The sequence below is a fragment of the Nitrospina sp. P1_D6 genome, from assembly GCF_052156615.1.
GTDB lineage: Bacteria > Nitrospinota > Nitrospinia > Nitrospinales > Nitrospinaceae > Nitrospina.
Genome location: NZ_JBQKUN010000007.1, coordinates 57,340 through 75,035, shown reverse-complemented (window position 1 = coordinate 75,035; position 17,696 = coordinate 57,340). Strand labels below are relative to the sequence as shown.

The following is a 17,696-nucleotide window of genomic DNA, read 5'->3' as shown; positions in this document are numbered from 1 at the left end:
TTGCGGGGGAGGCCGAAGGGCGTCCGTGTCACCTGCGTAACGTATTGTTTATAAAAGACTTTTGGGTTCGGTAAGTTAAGAGCCCTTTTTTATTTTTAGCGGGGTTGTTTCAACCTCAGGAGCTGGGGAGATTCCCGAGCGGTCAAAGGGACCAGACTGTAAATCTGGCGGCTCAGCCTTCGGAGGTTCGAATCCTCCTCTCCCCACCATTTTCAAACTACGGTTCCAGCGGGAATAGCTCAGTTGGCTAGAGCGTCAGCCTTCCAAGCTGAGGGTCGCGGGTTCGAGTCCCGTTTCCCGCTCCAAAACAGAGGCATGATTTATCAGGCCCACGTAGCTCAGTGGTGGAGCACTTCCTTGGTAAGGAAGAGGTCATCGGTTCAATCCCGATCGTGGGCTTGCCGTTTTTGATATAGAGAAGTGAAAAATACGTTGCCGGAGCAACCTGACACTTTATGAGAACCGGTGCCGGATCCGGTTCTTCTTTCTGATGGAAATAGTTGAACGATGAGGGATATTGTACTTTTGGCGTGCGGTGAGTGTAAGCGACGGAATTATTCCACCACCAAGAACAAAAAGAAAACCACGGGCCGTTTGGAATTCAGCAAGTATTGCAGGTTCTGCAGGAAGCACACTCCTCACAAAGAAACTAAATAACAACTCATCAGCAGTCAGGTGGGGTTGCGCCGGGAAACCGGCGGGAGTCTGTCATGTGCAGGCGTCTCCTTCGGTGGCCTTCATGAAAAATGAGATAGGCCAGTAGCTCTAATTGGTTAGAGCACTAGACTCCAAATCTAGGGGTTGGGGGTTCGAATCCCTCCTGGCCTGCGTGCTTACGCATCGGGTGGTTCATGCTCGCAAAAAGTAAAGAATTCCTGTCCGGAGTCAAGGCGGAAGTCAAAAAGGTCACTTGGCCTTCCCGCAAGGAGTCCGTAGGCGGCACCATGGTCGTGCTCGTCGTGGTGGCGTTCATCGGCCTGTTTCTTTGGATCGTGGATACGATCCTGTCCAAAATCGTGGAGGGCATGCTTTCCGGATGAGTGAAGAAAATGTGGACATGGAAAACGCGGTGGCCAAGGGGAAAGACTGGTATGTCATCCATACCTATTCCGGCTACGAGAACAAAGTCAAGTTGAGTCTGGAAGAGCGCTTCGCGCACCAGGGAGTCCGCGACAAGCTGGGGGAGATCGTCATCCCTACGGAAGAGGTCGTGGAGGTGCGTCAGGGCAAAAAGAAAATCAGTTCGCGCAAGTTCCTGCCCGGGTACGTTTTGATCTCGGTGGATATGGACCAGGACGTCTGGTACCTGATCAAGAACACGCCGAAGGTCACCGGGTTTCTGGGCGGCACGGAGCCGACGCCTTTGTCCGAGGCGGAAGTCAAGGAAATCATGGACCAGGTCAAGGGCGAGTCCCAGCGACCGAAGCCGAAATTCCAGTTCGAGAAGGGCGAGGGCGTGCGTGTTATCGACGGCCCGTTCATGAACTTCAACGGCACGGTAGAGGAAGTGAACCACGACAAGGGCAAGGTGAAGGTCATGGTTTCCATATTCGGGCGGGCGACGCCGGTGGAGCTGGAATTTCCGCAGATCGAGAAAGTCTGAGCAGTACGAATTCGAAAGGTTGAAACAACATGGCCACTAAGAAAAAGAAAGTCGCGGCGCAGATCAAGCTGCAGATAGCCGCCGGGCAGGCAACGCCTTCGCCGCCCGTGGGACCGGCGCTCGGTCAGAACGGCGTCAACATCATGGATTTCTGTAAGGCGTTCAATGCCGCCACGCAGGGCCAGGAGGGCATGATCATTCCGGTCGTCATCTCGGTGTATGAGGACCGCAGTTTCAGTTTCATCACCAAGTCGCCGCCCGCCTCGGTTCTGCTCAAGCAGGCGGCGGGCATCGCCAAGGGCTCGACGCATCCCAGCAAGGAAAACGTGGGCACGGTGACGCGGGCGCAGGTGAAGGAAATCGCCGAAATCAAAAAGGCGGACCTCAACGCATACGATACCGATGCGGCGATGAAGATCATCGAGGGGTCTGCAAAAAGTATGGGCATCAAGGTTACGGATTAGGAGCGGAGAAAGGATTCAGCATGGCCAGGCATGGAAAGAAATACCGGGCGGCGGCGGAGAAGATCGACCGCAATCAGCGTTACGCGCTGGAAGAGGCGTTGCAGCTTGCCAGGGGCGGCGTGGAGGCCAAATTCGACCAGTCGCTGGACGTGGCGGTGAGGCTGGGCGTCGATCCCCGGAAGGCGGACCAGAACATCCGCGGCAGTGTGGTGCTTCCCAAGGGCACGGGCAAGAAGTTCCGCGTGCTGGTGTTCGCCAAGGGAGAGAAGGAAACCGAAGCCAGGGAAGCGGGCGCGGAGTTCGTCGGCGGGGACGACCTGGTGAAGAAGATTCAGGACGGTTGGTTTGAGTTTGACCGCGTCGTGGCCACGCCGGACATGATGGGCACCGTGGGCAAGCTCGGCAAGGTGCTGGGCCCGAGGGGCCTCATGCCCAACCCGAAGACCGGCACCGTCACCTTCGACGTGGCGGACGCCATCCGGCAGATTCAGGCGGGCAAGGTGGATTTCCGCGTGGACAAGGCGGGCATCGTGCACGCATCGGTGGGCAAGGCCAGTTTTTCGGTGGAAGACCTTGCGGAGAATTTCAAGGAGTTCATGGGCACGCTGGTCAAGATGAAGCCCTCTACGGCAAAGGGCGTGTACATCCGCGGCGTGTCGTTGTCCACCACCATGGGGCCGGGAGTGAAGGTTGCTTACACCGGTACCTGAACGGGTGGGGACGGATCGTAATCACGGAACTGCAGTTGAGGAATTGAAGCGGGCGGTTTGAGTAAAAGGAAAGGGAGCGCGTCGTGCCGACACCAGTGAAAGCAAAAGAAATAGAACGGTTGAACGGAGTGTTCGCCAAGGCCAAGTCAGCGGTGCTGGCAAATTACCAGGGCCTGTCGGCAGAGCAGATGACCCAGCTTCGGTCGCACATGCGTGAGCGGTCGCTGGAATTCAAGGTCATCAAGAACACCCTCGCCCGCATTGCGGCGAAGAACACGCCCTTCGAGGTGCTGGATACCTCGTGGGAAGGGCCGATGTCCATCATTGTCAGCTTCGATGACGTGGTGGCTCCGGCCAAGGCGCTTTCCGACTTTGCCAAGTCGGGCGCAGAAAAAAATCCGCAGGTGGTCTGCGGGGTGGTGGACGGGCAGGCGGTGACGCCGGAACAGGTGAAGGCTTTGGCAGACCTGCCGTCCAAGGAAGTGTTGATTTCGCAAATGCTTTCGGTCATGCAGGGCCCGACGCGCAACTTTGTCGGCGTATTCGCCAGTCTGCAGCGCAGCCTGGTGGGAACCCTGGATGCCATCCGCGAGAAGAAGGCCCAGCAGGGCTGACTTGCAAGCGGAACAAAAAAGACGAACGAAATTTTTTCGAAAATTATTTGAATAAGCGTTTCATCCCAGAAAGGAGATTGCAATGGCAGTCACGAAAGAGGACGTCGTTTCCTTCATCGACAACATGACGGTTTTGGAGATGTCGGAATTCGTCAAGGAATTGGAAGAAAAGTACGGTGTCACGGCGGCAGCCCCGGCCATGATGGCGATGCCGGCTGGTGCGGGCGGCGATGCCGGTGCCGCGGCGGAAGAGAAAACGGAGTTTGACGTCGTTCTCACAGCGGCGGGTGACAAGAAGATTCAGGTGATCAAGGAAGTTCGCGGCATCACGGGTCTGGGTCTGAAGGATGCGAAGGACCTGGTGGAAGCGGCTCCCAAGGCCATTAAGGAAGCTGTGAAGAAAGAAGAAGCTGAGGAGATCAAAAAGAAGATCGAAGAAGCCGGTGGAACTGTTGAGATTAAGTAATGCCTTTTGCCTTCTTTTGATGAGAGGGGGAGTATGGCCATTAATCTTTAACAGGGGACTGGATTAAATCTATGTCTATCAAAACCACCGATCGAACCCAAAGCACTGTTCGTGAAAGGTTGGACTTCTCCCGGATCCCTGCGGTCATCGAGATTCCCAACCTGATTGGAATTCAAAAGAAGTCCTTTGAGTACTTCCTGCAGACGGAAACCGCCCCGTCGGAACGCAAGGTCCAGGGTCTGGAGGAAGTGTTTCAGGATGTGTTCCCCATCTCCGACCTGAACATCAACGCCCGTATCGATTATGTGGGCTATGAAGTCGGCGTGTGGGAGTGTGCCTGCGGCGAGTACAAGGAACTCGGCGGCCTGGGTGTGGTGTGCGACGCCTGCGGCCAGGAAGTCAATTACAAGGAAAAGTTCAAGCTCGCGGAATGCCGCCAGAAGGGCCTCACCTACTCCGACCCGATCAAGATCATGGTCCGCATGGTCCTGTTTCAGCGCGAGAAGATCGAGGTCAACGCACGCATCCTGAAGGAGCTGCCCGGCAAATACATCGTCGAAGAGGTGAAAAACCCGGAGACGAACAAGCCGCTCATTCCCGCCCGTACCGAAATTGACGCCACCATCATTGAGGCCCTGCAGAAATTCAAGGTTCCCGAAGTCACGATCAATTCCGTCAAGGAAGTGAAGGAGCAGAAGATTTTTCTCGGTGAGATGCCCGTCATGGGCCCCACCGGCACATTCATGATCAACGGCGTCGAGCGTGTCATCGTCAGTCAGATGCACCGCTCCCCGGGCGCGTTCTTCGCGCACGACAAGGGACGCAGTCACGTCAGCGGAAAGATCCTTTACAGCGCGCGGGTCATTCCGGACCGCGGCTCCTGGCTCGACTTCGAGTTCGACATCAAGGACATCCTGCATGTCAAGATCGACCGCCGGCGCAAACTTCCGGCCACGGTCCTCCTGAGCGCCTTTGGCATGAGCCAGGAAGAGATCCTCGCTTCCTTTTACAATGTCGAAAAGGTATCGCGGCTGGTCAAGGACGACCGCTACTTCATGGGCAGCAAGGGGCTGATGTGCGGCATCAAGGTGCTTGAAGACGTCATCGACTCCAAGACGGATGATGTTCTTGTGAAGTCCGGCAAGAAGGTGGCTCCGCAGCAGATCAAAAAGTTGCGCCGCATGAGTAAATCCCAGCGCGTTGAGATCGACAAGGAAACGCTGGCCGGTGGATATCTCGCGCAGGACATCATTGACAAGGAGACCGGCGAGGTCCTGATCGAGTCCAACACGGAGATCACCCCGGAGACGCTCGCGGTACTGGCCAAGCACAACATCAGTGAATTTTCGGTGCTGTCCATCGACGAGGAAAACCCGGATACCACCATACGCGACACCCTGGCCCAGGCGAAGATCGCGGATTCGGACGAGGCCATCCGCGAAATCTACAAACGTCTGCGTCCCGGCGACCCGCCGACGACCGAGATCGCAAAAACGCTTTTCTACAACCTGTTCTTCAACCCGAAGCGGTACAACCTGTCCGTGGTCGGCCGGATCAAGATGAACCAGAAGTTCGGTCTGGATGTGCCGTTGGAGCACCGCCTGCTCACCCGCGAGGACCTCATTGCGGTCATCCGCTACATGGTGGACCTGCGAAACGGTGTGGGTGTGGTGGACGACATCGACCATCTGGGCAACCGCCGCGTGCGCGCGGTGGGTGAGTCCCTGGAAAACCAGTTCCGCGTCGGCCTGGTGCGCATGGAGCGCGCCATCATCGAGCGCATGTCCATTCAGGATCTGGATGTTTCCATGCCGCACGACCTGATCAATTCGAAGCCGGTCACCGCGGCGATCAAGGAATTTTACGGAAGCAGCCAGTTGTCCCAGTTCATGGACCAGACCAATCCCCTCAGCGAGGTCACGCACAAGCGGCGCCTCAGCGCATTGGGGCCCGGCGGTCTGACGCGCGAGCGCGCGGGATTCGAAGTGCGGGACGTGCATCCGACCCATTACGGGCGGATCTGTCCCATCGAGACCCCTGAGGGACCGAACATCGGTCTCATTGCGTCGCTCAGCACCTACGCGCGGGTGAACGACTACGGGTTTGTCGAAACGCCTTACCGGCGCGTGACCGAAGGCAAGGTTGGCGACTCGGTCGAGTTTCACAACGCGATGGTTGAAGACGAGTATGTCATTGCGCAGGCCAACGCCCAGCTCGACGACAAGAACCGCTTCGTCAATGAAATCGTCGATGCGCGTCAGGGTGGCGACTTCATTCTGTCGCCGCGCGAAAAAATCAACCTGATGGACGTTTCGCCCAAGCAGTTGATCAGCGTCGCCGCGTCGTTGATTCCGTTTCTGGAAAACGACGACGCCAACCGCGCCCTCATGGGTTCCAACATGCAGCGCCAGGCCGTGCCGCTTCTGGAGACCGAGGCGCCTCTCGTGGGCACCGGTATGGAAGAGGTGGTGGCCCGCGATTCCGGCGCCGTGGTGGTGGCGGAGAACGACGGTGAGGTCATCAGTGCCGATGCGTCGCGCATTGTGGTGCGGACTTCCGGCCGTCAGAAAAGGAAAGGCATGCTGGATTCCAGTGTGGACATCTACACCCTGTCCAAGTACCAGCGCTCCAACCAGAACACCTGCATCAATCAGCGCCCGCTTGTCGGTACCGGCGAAAAGGTGAGGAAGGGTCAGGTCATCGCCGATGGACCGTCGACGGACCGCGGAGAGCTGGCGCTCGGCCGCAACGTGCTGGTCGCGTTCATGCCGTGGGAAGGTTACAACTTCGAGGACGCCATCGTCATCAGCGAGAAGGTGGTGAAGGAGGACGTCTTCACGTCCGTCCACATCGAGGAGTTCGAGGTGGAGGCCCGCGACACCAAGCAGGGCAAGGAAGACATCACACGCGACATCTCGAACGTCGGCGAGGAAGCGCTTCGGAACCTGGACGACAGCGGCATCATCCGCATCGGTGCCTCGGTGGCGCCCAACGACATCCTCGTGGGCAAGATCACCCCCAAAGGCGAGACGCAGCTGAGCCCCGAAGAAAAACTGCTCAAAGCGATCTTCGGCGAAAAGGCGGGCGACGTGCGTGACACGTCCCTGCGCGTGCCGCCGGGCATCCAGGGTATCGTCATCGACGTCAAGGTGTTCTCGCGCAAGGGAGTCGACAAGGATTCCCGCACGCTGTCGATCGAGGAAGAGGAGGTCTCCCGGATCGAAAAGGACTTCAGCGACGAGATCGAGATCGTCAAGAACGAAAGCGAAAAGAAACTCCTGTCCATGCTGGTGGGCAAGCAGGTGACCAAGGCCACCACCATTGGCAAGAAGGTTTTTAAGAAGGGTCAGGACCTGACCGAGGAAGACCTCGCCAAAATGCCCACGCGGGATATGGTGAAGATTCCGGTCAAGGACGTGGACCCGAACGAGTTGCAGCAGATCGAGGATGCCAGCAAGGACCAGATCCACATCCTCAAGACCATGATGAATGACAAGATCGCCAAACTGAAGAAAGGCGACGACCTGGCACCCGGCGTCATCAAGCTGGTGAAGGTGTTCGTTGCCATGAAACGCAAGCTTCAGGTGGGCGACAAAATGGCCGGCCGTCACGGCAACAAAGGTGTCGTCTCCAAGATCGTTCCGGAAGAGGACATGCCTTATATGGATGATGGAACTCCGATCGAGCTCATACTCAATCCGCTCGGCGTGCCATCTCGTATGAACGTCGGCCAGATTTTCGAAACCAACCTCGGCATGGCGGCCAAGGCCAGCGGCAAGCACGTCGCGACGCCCGTCTTCGACGGCGCAAAGGAAGACGATGTGCGCAGAATGCTCGTCGATTCCGGCTGTTCGCCCACCGGCGAAGTCAGCCTGTTCGACGGGCGCACCGGCCAGCCGTTTCACCAGAAGGTCATGGTGGGGTACATCTACATGCTCAAACTGCATCACCTTGTAGACGACAAGATCCACGCCCGGTCCACCGGACCCTACTCGCTCGTCACCCAGCAGCCGCTGGGCGGAAAGGCGCAGTTCGGCGGTCAGCGGCTGGGTGAGATGGAGGTCTGGGCGCTCGAAGCTTACGGCGGCGCCTACACCCTGCAGGAGATGCTCACGGTCAAATCCGACGACGTCGAGGGCCGCAAGCGGATGTACGAAGCCATCGTCAAGGGCGACACGAATCTCACGCCCAGCCTTCCGGAATCGTTCAACGTCCTGGTCAAGGAACTGCAGAGCCTGGCCATTGATGTGGAACTGATGGAAACCGCCAGCAAGTAGCGGCCGCCGGGGCGACAGGAACGGCTTCCTGTCCGGAAAAGAATTTTTAAATAAACTTTCATTTAGGAGACCACGCTTGTGGATACCCTGAACATTTTTGAAAAACCCAAGAATCCGATCATGTTTGACGCCATCCGGGTGCGGCTGGCCTCTCCGGAAAAAATCCGGTCCTGGTCGTACGGGGAAGTCAAAAAGCCGGAAACCATCAATTACCGGACCTTCAAGCCGGAGCGGGACGGCCTGTTCTGCGCCAAGATCTTCGGCCCGGTGAAGGATTGGGAGTGCAACTGCGGCAAGTACAAGCGCATGAAGCACAAAGGGGTGGTGTGCGAAAAGTGTGGGGTGGAAGTCATCCTGTCCAAGGTCCGCCGCGAGCGCCTGGGGCACATCGAACTGGCCAGCCCCGTCGCCCACATCTGGTTCTTCAAGGGACTGCCGAGCCGCATCGGCCACGTGCTGGATCTCACGCTCAAGGAACTCGAGCGCATTATTTATTTTGAAAACTATGTGGTGGTCGATCCCGGCGAATCGGATTTCAAGCCCGGCCAGCTTCTGGATGAAAAAGAATACCGCGAGGCGGAAATCGAGTACCCGCACGGACTGAAGGTGATGGTCGGATCCGAGGCGGTGTACGAGATGCTGAAGAACATCGACCTCGACGCCACCGCCGAGCAGTTGAAGGAAAACCTGGCGAAGACCACCTCGGTGCTCAACAAACGCAAGATCGCCAAGCGCCTCAAGATCATCGAGGCTTTCCGCAAATCCGGTAACCGCCCGGAGTGGATGATCCTGAGCGTGGTGCCGGTCATCCCGCCGGAGCTGCGCCCGCTGGTGCCGCTCGACGGTGGCCGCTTCGCCACGTCCGATCTCAATGACCTGTACCGCCGCGTCATCAACCGCAACAACCGCCTCAAGCGGTTGATGGAACTCAAGGCGCCGCAGATCATCATCCGCAACGAAAAACGCATGCTGCAGGAAGCGGTGTCGGCGCTGTTCGACAACGGCCGCCGTGGCCGGACGCTTCGCGGCACCAACAAGCGTCCGCTCAAATCGCTGAGCGACATGCTGAAAGGCAAACAGGGCCGCTTCCGCCAGAACCTGCTTGGCAAGCGCGTCGATTACTCCGGTCGTTCGGTCATCGTGGTCGGTCCCGAACTCAAGCTGCACCAGTGCGGGCTGCCGAAGAAGATGGCGCTCGAGTTGTTCAAGCCGTTCATCTTCAACCGGCTCGAGCAGAAAGGTTATGCCGCCACCATCAAGACCGCGAAGAAGATGGTCGAGCAGGAGCGCGCCGAGGTGTGGGAAGTATTGGAAGAAGTCATCCAGAAACATCCGGTTCTCCTGAACCGCGCGCCGACTTTGCATCGTCTCGGCATCCAGGCATTCGAGCCGGTGTTGATCGAGGGCAAGGCGATCCGCATCCATCCGCTGGTGTGCACCGCGTTCAACGCCGACTTCGACGGCGACCAGATGGCGGTGCACGTTCCGCTTTCGATGGAAGCGCAGGTCGAGGCGAAACTCCTCATGATGGCGCCCAACAACGTCTTGTCTCCGGCCAACGGCAAGCCCATCGCCGTGCCCAGTCAGGATATCGTTCTCGGCTGCTACTACATGACCAAGATCCGCGGGAGCGTGCCCGGCGAGGGACGCGTGTTCTCCAACCTGCGCGAAGTGCGCGCGGCGTACGATCACGGAGAACTGCACCTGCAGGCGAAGATGATGGTCGAGGTGGACGGCAACCTGGAAGTCACCACCACCGGCCGCGTTCTCCTGTATGAGGTATTGCCGGAAGAGCTGCCGTTCAAGCTGGTCAACCAGGAGATGAACAAGAAAACCCTGTCCAACCTGATTTCCACGTCGTTCCAGATCGTGGGCCGGGAAAAAACCGTTGCTCTGCTGGATGCGGTCAAGACCCTCGGGTTTCATTACGCGACCGAGGCGGGCCTGTCTATTTCGACAGAATACATGCGGATTCCGAAAGCGAAGGAAACGCTGGTCAACAAGGCCGGCGATGAAGTGCTCCGCGTTTACAACCAGTACCGCGACGGCCTCATCACCAACGGCGAACGCTATAACAAGGTCATTGACATCTGGGCGCACGTCACCGAGCGCGTCTCGGAAGAGATGTTCCGCGAACTGGAAGTCGAAGACGAAAACATCGTCAAGGGCGTGGAGGCCAAGGACTTCAACTCGATCTTCATCATGGCCGACTCCGGAGCGCGCGGCAGCTCGCAGCAGTTGCGGCAGCTGGCCGGCATGCGCGGCCTGATGGCCAAGCCCTCGGGTGAGATCATCGAGACGCCCATCACCGCGAACTTCCGCGAAGGGCTGTCGGTGATCCAGTACTTCATCTCCACCCACGGTGCGCGCAAGGGTCTGGCCGACACCGCGCTCAAGACGGCAAACTCCGGTTACCTGACCCGGCGCCTTGTCGATGTGGCCCAGGACATCATCATCATGGAAGAAGACTGCGGCACCCTGCGCGGCATTAAGTTGTCGTCGCTGGTTGAGGCGGGTGAGATCATCCAGCCTTTGGGTGAGCGCATCCTCGGCCGTACGTGCCTGGAAGACGTGCTCGATCCGTTCACCGGCGACGTGCTGGTCAAGGCGAATGAGATGGTCGATGAGAAAGTCGTCGAGGCCATTGAGAACGCCGGGATTGAAGGCATCCGAATCCGCTCGAACCTGACCTGCGAATCGAAGCAGGGACTGTGCGTGAAGTGCTACGGGCGCAACCTGGCCACTAACGGCTGGGTGGAGATCGGCGAGCCGGTCGGCGTCATCGCCGCGCAGTCCATCGGTGAACCGGGTACCCAGCTCACCATGCGGACGTTCCACATCGGCGGCACCGCGAGCCGCGTGGTCGAGCAGACGACGCTCAGCACGAAGAAGGGCGGCATCATCAAGTACCAGGGCCTGCGCACGATCAAGAACCAGCGCGGCGAGATCATCGTCATGAACCGCAACGGCAGCCTGGTGGTGCAGGACGAAAACGGCCGGGAAAAGGAAAAATACTCCGTCGTCTATGCGGCGAAACTCAAGGTGCACGACGGGCAGGAAGTCCACGAGAACCAGACGCTGGTCGAGTGGGACCCGTACACCAACTCGATCCTCACTGAGGTCGAGGGCACCATCGCCTTCGGCGACGTGGTGGAAGGCATCACCATGAAAGAGGACTTCGACGAAATCACGGGTCTTTCCACCAAGGTCATCATCAGCCACCGCGACGAGAAGCGGCAGCCGCGCATTTCGATCAAGGACGACAAGGGTGAAACCATCCGCCGCTACATTCTGCCCGCGGGTGCGCACATCAATGTCAACGAGGGCGACCGCGTGAATGCGGGTGATGTCATCGTCAAGATTCCTCGCGAGACGGCGAAGACGAAGGACATCACCGGCGGTCTGCCGCGTGTTGCGGAACTGTTCGAGGCGCGCAAGCCGCACGAGCAGGCGACCATCTCGGAAATCAGCGGTACCGTTAAGTTCGGCGGGTTCGTGAAAGGCATGCGGAAGGTGGTCATCGTCAACGACAGTGGTGAAGAGCGCGAGTACCTCATTCCGCGCGGCAAGCACATCAACGTGCACGAAGGCGACGAAGTGCAGGCCGGCGAGCCGCTCATGGATGGCGCCGCCAACCCGCATGACATCCTGCGCATCCTCGGTGAAAACGAGTTGCAGAAATACCTCGTCAACGAGGTGCAGGAGGTGTACCGCCTGCAGGGTGTCGCCATCAACGACAAGCATATCGAAGTCATCGTCCGCCAGATGCTCCGCCACCTTCAGGTGGAAGAGCCCGGGGACACCGACCTGCTGATTGGCGAACAGGTGACCCGCAAGGTATTCAACGAGAAAAACCAGGAGACCATAAAGGAAAAAGGCAAGCCCGCGCAGGGCCAGCCGGTTCTTCTGGGAATCACGAAATCGTCGCTCAGCACCGAGAGTTTCATCTCCGCGGCCTCCTTCCAGGAGACCACGCGGGTGCTGACGGAAGTGGCGGTCAGCGGCAAGGAAGACCGCCTGTTTGGACTGAAAGAAAATGTGATCATGGGTAGGCTGATTCCGGCCGGAACCGGCTGCCGCGCCTACAGCGGCATCCGCATCGAGGAGCCGGAATTCGAGGAAACCGAGGAAGTGAAGCCGGTAGAAGAGGAAGAAACCCCGGCTGCGGTAGAGTAGGAAAAAATACCGGAAAATTCCCTTGACTCCCCGCATGGGAGTGATAAAATCCAAGCTTTTCGGCCTACTACAGACATACTCTGAACATTCCAACAAATTCAATTAGTTGAGGATGGGTCAACTGGGTTTTGTTAAGGTGTTGGTCCCTCTATCAGGAGAACTTTATTGTGCCGACCATTAATCAATTGGTCAAAAGAGGCCGGCGTAAGCCGGTAGAGAAAACGGCATCGCCGGCGCTGAAGTCGTGCCCGCAGAAACGGGGCGTGTGTGTGCGTGTGTACACCTCCACTCCGAAGAAGCCCAATTCGGCATTACGAAAAGTGGCGCGCGTCCGGCTGACCAACGGAATGGAGGTAACGAGCTACATTCCGGGTGTCGGGCACAATCTCCAGGAACACTCGATCGTTTTGATTCGCGGCGGCCGCGTTAAGGATCTGCCGGGTGTTCGTTACCATGTTGTGCGGGGCAGTCTGGATACACTGGGCGTGGCCAACCGCATGCAGAGCCGTTCCAAGTACGGTGCCAAGAAACCGAAGAAAACCTAATAAGAATTATACGCAACCATGGCAAGAAGACGCGAAGCGGAAAAACGGGAGATCCTGCCGGACCCCAAATACAACGACATTCTGGTTGCCCGGTTTGTCAACAGCCTCCTCAAGCGGGGCAAGAAGAGCGTGGCGGAACGTATGTTCTATTCCGCTCTGGACAACATCGGTGAGCGGGTGAAGGACGAAGAGCCCATCAGGGTGTTCAAGAAGGCGGTGGACAACGCTGCGCCGCTTCTCGAAGTCCGGTCCCGGCGTGTCGGTGGCGCCACCTATCAGGTGCCGGTGGAAGTCAACGCCAACCGGCGCACCGCGCTCAGCATCCGCTGGATCATCAGCAATGCGCGCAGCCGTGCGGGCCGTTCCATGTCTGACAGGCTGACCGACGAGCTGGTCGATGCCTACAACAGCACCGGCGGTGCGGTTCGCAAGAAGGAAGATGTTCATCGTATGGCAGAAGCCAATAAGGCGTTCGCCCACTACCGCTGGTAATGCGGTTCTCAAGCAGCATATAAGGTGTTATGAGTAAGAAGCCCAAAATCAGTCAAATCCGGAATATCGGCATCATCGCCCACATCGACGCGGGCAAGACCACGACGACCGAGCGAATCCTTTATTACACCGGCAAGAGTCACAAGATCGGTGAGGTTCATGAGGGCAGTGCGACCATGGACTGGATGCAGCAGGAACAGGAGCGCGGCATCACCATCACCTCCGCCGCCACCACGTGTTTCTGGCTGGATCACCAGATCAATATCATCGACACGCCGGGCCACGTCGATTTCACCGCCGAAGTCGAGCGGTCGCTCCGTGTGCTGGACGGGGCTGTGGGTGTGTTCTGCGCCGTTGGCGGCGTTGAGCCGCAATCCGAGACGGTGTGGCGCCAGGCCACCAAGTACAAGGTTCCGCGCATTGGGTTTGTCAACAAGATGGACCGCGCCGGCGCGGATTTCCTCGGCTGCGTGCAGCAGATGAAAGAGCGCCTGAACGCGAACCCGGTTCCCGTGCAGTTGCCGATCGGGTCGGAAGCCGATTTTGTGGGGCTCATTGATCTGGTCACGATGAAAGCCAACGTGTATTCCGACAAGTACAAGAAGGGTGAGGCGTACGACACTCAGGAGATTCCGGAGGACCTGCTGGACCAGGCGAAGGAGTACCGCGACCACATGCTGGAAGCCCTGGCCGATGTGGATGAGGCGCTGATGGAAAAATACCTGGGCGGGGAGGATGTGAGCGAGGAGGAAATCCGCGCGGCTCTCCGCAAAGGTGTGCTGGCCCTGGCGTTCACGCCGATTTTCTGCGGGGCCGCGTTCAAGAACAAGGGTGTGCAGCAGTTGCTCGACGCGGTGGTTCATTACCTGCCGTCTCCGGACCAGGTGGCGGCGGTCGTCGGCGTCAACCCGAACACGCAGGAGGAAGTGACGTGTCCGGTGGACGAGAGCAAGTCGCTGTCCGCGCTGGCATTCAAGATCATGACCGATCCGTTTGTCGGCCAGCTGGCCTACTTCCGCGTTTATTCCGGTCATATCAAGAGCGGTACGTACGTGTACAACTCGACCAAGAATCAGAAGGAGCGCGTGGGACGCCTGCTCCGCATGCACGCCAACAAGCGTGAAGAGGTGGATGTGGTCGGCGCCGGGGACATTGCCGCGGCGATCGGCTTCAAAAAGACTTTTACCGGTGACACTCTGTGTCGCGAAGAGAGCCCCGTTATCCTCGAGTCCATTTCCTTTCCGCAGCCCGTCATCTCTGTTGCGATTGAGCCGAAAACCAAGCAGGAACAGGAAAAACTTTCCGACTGTCTCATCAAGCTTCAGCAGGAAGACCCCACATTCGAAGTGAAGGTGGATCCGGAAACTTCCCAGACCATTATTTCCGGAATGGGCGAGTTGCATCTGGAGATCCTCGTGGACCGCATGAAGCGCGAGTTCAACCTCGACGTCAGTGTGTCCAAGCCGCAGGTGGCGTATCGCGAAACCATCACCAGGAAAACGGACCACAGTTACAAGTACGTCAAGCAGACCGGCGGCCGGGGTCAGTATGGTCATGTTGAAATCACTCTCGAACCGCGCAAGGCGGGTGAAGGGTTTGAATTCGTCAACAAGATCGTCGGCGGCGCCATTCCGAAGGAATACATTCCCGCAGTTCAAAAGGGTGTTTCGGAGGCCATGGACCGCGGCGTCCTGTGCGGGTTCCCGATGGTGGACGTTCGCGTCACCCTGAACGACGGTTCGTATCATGATGTGGACTCTTCCGAGATGGCATTCAAGATTTGTGCGTCCATTGCGTTTCGGGATGCGGCGAAGAAGGCCACGCCGGTGCTGCTCGAGCCCATCATGGACGTGGAGGTGGTCACCCCCGAGGAATTCATGGGTGATGTCATCGGCCACCTCAACTCGAAGCGCGGCAAGGTCAAAGAACTGGGTGACCGTGCCGGAGCGAAAGTGGTGCGGTGCGAAGTGCCGTTGGCGGGCATGTTCGGGTATTCCACCGATCTTCGGTCGAACACCCAGGGTCGCGCCAACTACTCAATGGAATTTTTGAAATATGACGTGGTTCCGAATGCGATTGCCGAGGAATTGATCGCCAAGTCCACCGGAACCTCAAGTGAAGTGACCGTATAAATAAAACGAATAAAAAACCGGAACAATGATTTCATCATTAATGGAGTGAATCGGTATGGCAAAAGAAAAATTTGTGAGAGACAAACCCCACGTGAACATCGGAACCATCGGTCATGTTGACCATGGTAAAACCACGCTCACAGCGGCCATCACCGAAGTTTTGGCAAAAAAGGGGATGGCGCAAAGCATTGCGTTCGACCAGATCGACAAGGCCCCTGAAGAGAAAGAACGCGGCATCACCATCGCCATCGCGCACGTTGAGTACCAGACGGAAAACCGTCACTACGCTCACGTGGACTGCCCGGGCCATGCCGACTACGTCAAAAACATGATCACCGGTGCGGCGCAGATGGACGGCGCGATCCTCGTGCTGAGCGCCACCGACGGCCCCATGCCGCAGACCCGCGAGCACATCCTGCTTGCCCGCCAGGTCGGCGTGCCGCGCATCGTTGTGTTCATGAACAAATGCGACATGGTTGACGATCCGGAGCTCCTGGACCTGGTTGAGCTGGAAGTACGCGAACTGCTCAACAAGTACGAGTTTCCCGGCGACGACATCACCGTCATTCGCGGCAGCGCTCTGCAGGCTCTGGAGAACGCCGAAGACGAAGAAAAGACGAAGTGCATCTGGGACCTGATGGCTGCCTGCGATGCGGACATTCCGGTTCCGGAACGCCCGATCGACAAGCCGTTCCTGATGCCGATCGAGGACATCTTCAGCATCTCCGGTCGCGGTACCGTGGCCACCGGCAGGATCGAGACGGGTGTCATCAAGGTGGGTGAGGAAGTCGAGATCGTCGGATTCCGCCCGACCACCAAGACCACCGTCACCGGTGTCGAGATGTTCCGCAAGCTGCTGGACGACGGTCAGGCGGGCGACAATGTCGGCTGTCTGCTCCGTGGCACCAAGCGCGACGACATCGAGCGCGGACAGGTTCTGGCGAAACCCGGTTCCATCACCCCGCACGCGAAGTTCAAGGCAGAGGTGTACATCCTGACCAAGGAAGAGGGTGGGCGTCACACTCCGTTCTTCAACGGCTACCGGCCGCAGTTTTATTTCCGCACCACGGACGTGACCGGCGTGGTCACCCTGCCGCAGGGCGTGGAGATGGTCATGCCGGGCGACAATGTCACCTTCGAGGTGGAATTGATCACCCCCGTGGCGATGGCCAAGGAATTGCGGTTCGCCATTCGTGAAGGTGGCCGGACTGTGGGCGCGGGCATCGTCAGCGAGATCATGGACTAATGAGCGATCAGAAAATAAAAATCAAGCTGAAGGCTTACGACCACAAATTGCTCGACTGGTCGGTCGGGGAAATCGTGGAGACCACCAAGCGCACCGGCGCCCGGGTGGTCGGCCCCATCCCGCTACCGACCAAGAAGAACCGGTGGACCGTGCTGCGGTCGCCGCATGTGGACAAAAAATCGCGGGAGCAGTTCGAGATCCGGACGCATAAGCGCATCCTGGAAATCCTCGAGCCCACTCCGCAAACCGTCGACGCGCTCATGAAGCTGGACCTCAGCGGCGGCGTGGATATTGAAATCAAACTGTAAGAACGGTCGGGATCGATGAAAGGTTTGCTCGGTAAAAAATTGGGAATGACCCAGGTCTATCTGGAAAACGGCGATTGTGTTCCCGTCACTGTCATCCAGGTGGAGCGGTGTGTGCCCGTGGACAAGCGGACTCAGGATAAAAACGGGTACGACGCTGTGGTGGTGGCCTATGGCCAGCGCAAGCCGAAGCACACCAACAAGCCGCTGGCCGGGTATTACGGCAAGATCAAGGCGGAGCCCGCACGGATCCTTCGGGAATTCCGAAACCTGGAATTGGCGGACGACGCCATGGGCCAGCAACTCAAGGTGGATGCATTCGCCGAGGGTGAGCTGGTGGATGTGGTCGGCGTCTCCAAGGGGCGAGGGTTCTCCGGTGTGGTCCGGCGGTACAACTTCCGCGGCCAACCGGCATCCCGCGGCACTCATGAGTCGTTTCGCGGCGGCGGTTCCATCGGCATGCACACCTATCCCGGGCGCACGCTGAAAGGCCAGAAGATGGCCGGGCGCATGGGCGGTAAAACCGTGCATGCGAAGAATTTGAAAGTCGTCCGCGTGGATGCGGGCAACAACCTGATCCTGGTGCGCGGCTCGGTGCCGGGCGCCAACGGCCGGCTGGTGCGCATCACCGAAGCCAAGGCTGGCGGCAGGAAATAATTTAGAGCG

General features: G+C 58.3%; 15 protein-coding genes and 4 tRNA genes. All 19 read left to right on the top strand.

Annotated features, from left to right (window positions below; genetic code table 11):
• Positions 1–124: 124 nt before the first annotated feature.
• A tRNA-Tyr gene (locus tag ACTRXA_RS12430) sits at positions 125–209 on the top strand.
• Between the two features lie 19 nt (positions 210–228).
• Positions 229–305 (top strand) — tRNA-Gly (locus ACTRXA_RS12425).
• A 22-nt stretch (positions 306–327) separates the two neighbouring features.
• Positions 328–399: transfer RNA gene (locus ACTRXA_RS12420), tRNA-Thr, on the top strand.
• Between the two features lie 108 nt (positions 400–507).
• Positions 508–657 carry a 50S ribosomal protein L33 gene (gene rpmG, locus ACTRXA_RS12415; protein WP_084603965.1) on the top strand — a complete coding sequence of 50 codons (150 nt, stop codon included), beginning with the start codon at positions 508–510 and terminating at the stop codon, positions 655–657.
• Positions 658–753: 96 nt separating this feature from the next.
• A tRNA-Trp gene (locus tag ACTRXA_RS12410) sits at positions 754–828 on the top strand.
• Positions 829–851: 23 nt separating this feature from the next.
• Positions 852–1,040, top strand: coding sequence for a preprotein translocase subunit SecE (secE, locus tag ACTRXA_RS12405; protein WP_005007655.1), 189 nt, complete (start codon positions 852–854; stop codon positions 1,038–1,040).
• Complete coding sequence (gene nusG, locus ACTRXA_RS12400; protein WP_005007656.1) at positions 1,037–1,603, top strand: transcription termination/antitermination protein NusG; 567 nt, start codon at positions 1,037–1,039, stop codon at positions 1,601–1,603. The genes secE and nusG overlap by 4 nt, the downstream gene beginning before the upstream one ends.
• 29 nt (positions 1,604–1,632) lie before the next feature.
• Entirely contained in the window at positions 1,633–2,067 is a 435-nt protein-coding gene (rplK, locus tag ACTRXA_RS12395) for a 50S ribosomal protein L11 (RefSeq protein ID WP_005007657.1), read from the top strand.
• Positions 2,068–2,087: 20 nt separating this feature from the next.
• Positions 2,088–2,777 (top strand): 50S ribosomal protein L1, encoded by a 690-nt coding sequence (rplA, locus tag ACTRXA_RS12390; RefSeq protein WP_442427493.1) that lies wholly within the window; start codon positions 2,088–2,090, stop codon positions 2,775–2,777.
• Positions 2,778–2,860: 83 nt separating this feature from the next.
• Positions 2,861–3,391: a 50S ribosomal protein L10 gene (rplJ, locus tag ACTRXA_RS12385; protein WP_442427492.1), complete on the top strand. Its 531-nt coding sequence runs from the start codon at positions 2,861–2,863 to the stop codon at positions 3,389–3,391.
• A gap of 82 nt (positions 3,392–3,473) precedes the next feature.
• Positions 3,474–3,857 carry a 50S ribosomal protein L7/L12 gene (gene rplL, locus ACTRXA_RS12380; protein WP_442427491.1) on the top strand — a complete coding sequence of 128 codons (384 nt, stop codon included), beginning with the start codon at positions 3,474–3,476 and terminating at the stop codon, positions 3,855–3,857.
• Between the two features lie 71 nt (positions 3,858–3,928).
• Positions 3,929–8,134, top strand: a complete 4,206-nt coding sequence (gene rpoB / locus ACTRXA_RS12375) for a DNA-directed RNA polymerase subunit beta (RefSeq protein WP_442427490.1) — start codon at positions 3,929–3,931, stop codon at positions 8,132–8,134.
• Positions 8,135–8,254: 120 nt separating this feature from the next.
• A complete protein-coding gene (rpoC, locus tag ACTRXA_RS12370) occupies positions 8,255–12,310 on the top strand; it encodes a DNA-directed RNA polymerase subunit beta' (protein WP_442427522.1) in 4,056 nt (1,351 codons plus the stop codon).
• Positions 12,311–12,477: 167 nt separating this feature from the next.
• Entirely contained in the window at positions 12,478–12,855 is a 378-nt protein-coding gene (rpsL, locus tag ACTRXA_RS12365; protein ID WP_005007664.1) for a 30S ribosomal protein S12, read from the top strand.
• Between the two features lie 18 nt (positions 12,856–12,873).
• The gene (rpsG, locus tag ACTRXA_RS12360; RefSeq protein ID WP_442427489.1) at positions 12,874–13,347 is read left to right on the top strand and encodes a 30S ribosomal protein S7; all 474 of its coding nucleotides are present in this window, start codon (positions 12,874–12,876) and stop codon (positions 13,345–13,347) included.
• 29 nt (positions 13,348–13,376) lie between these two features.
• Positions 13,377–15,479 carry an elongation factor G gene (gene fusA / locus ACTRXA_RS12355; RefSeq protein WP_442427488.1) on the top strand — a complete coding sequence of 701 codons (2,103 nt, stop codon included), beginning with the start codon at positions 13,377–13,379 and terminating at the stop codon, positions 15,477–15,479.
• Positions 15,480–15,534: 55 nt separating this feature from the next.
• Entirely contained in the window at positions 15,535–16,725 is a 1,191-nt protein-coding gene (gene tuf / locus ACTRXA_RS12350; RefSeq protein ID WP_442427487.1) for an elongation factor Tu, read from the top strand.
• Positions 16,725–17,033: a 30S ribosomal protein S10 gene (gene rpsJ / locus ACTRXA_RS12345; RefSeq protein ID WP_005007668.1), complete on the top strand. Its 309-nt coding sequence runs from the start codon at positions 16,725–16,727 to the stop codon at positions 17,031–17,033. Before tuf ends, rpsJ begins: the two co-directional genes overlap by 1 nt.
• Positions 17,034–17,048: 15 nt before the next feature.
• On the top strand, positions 17,049–17,687 hold the full coding sequence (gene rplC, locus ACTRXA_RS12340; protein ID WP_442427486.1) for a 50S ribosomal protein L3: 639 nt from the start codon (positions 17,049–17,051) through the stop codon (positions 17,685–17,687).
• The last annotated feature ends 9 nt before the right edge of the window (positions 17,688–17,696 follow it).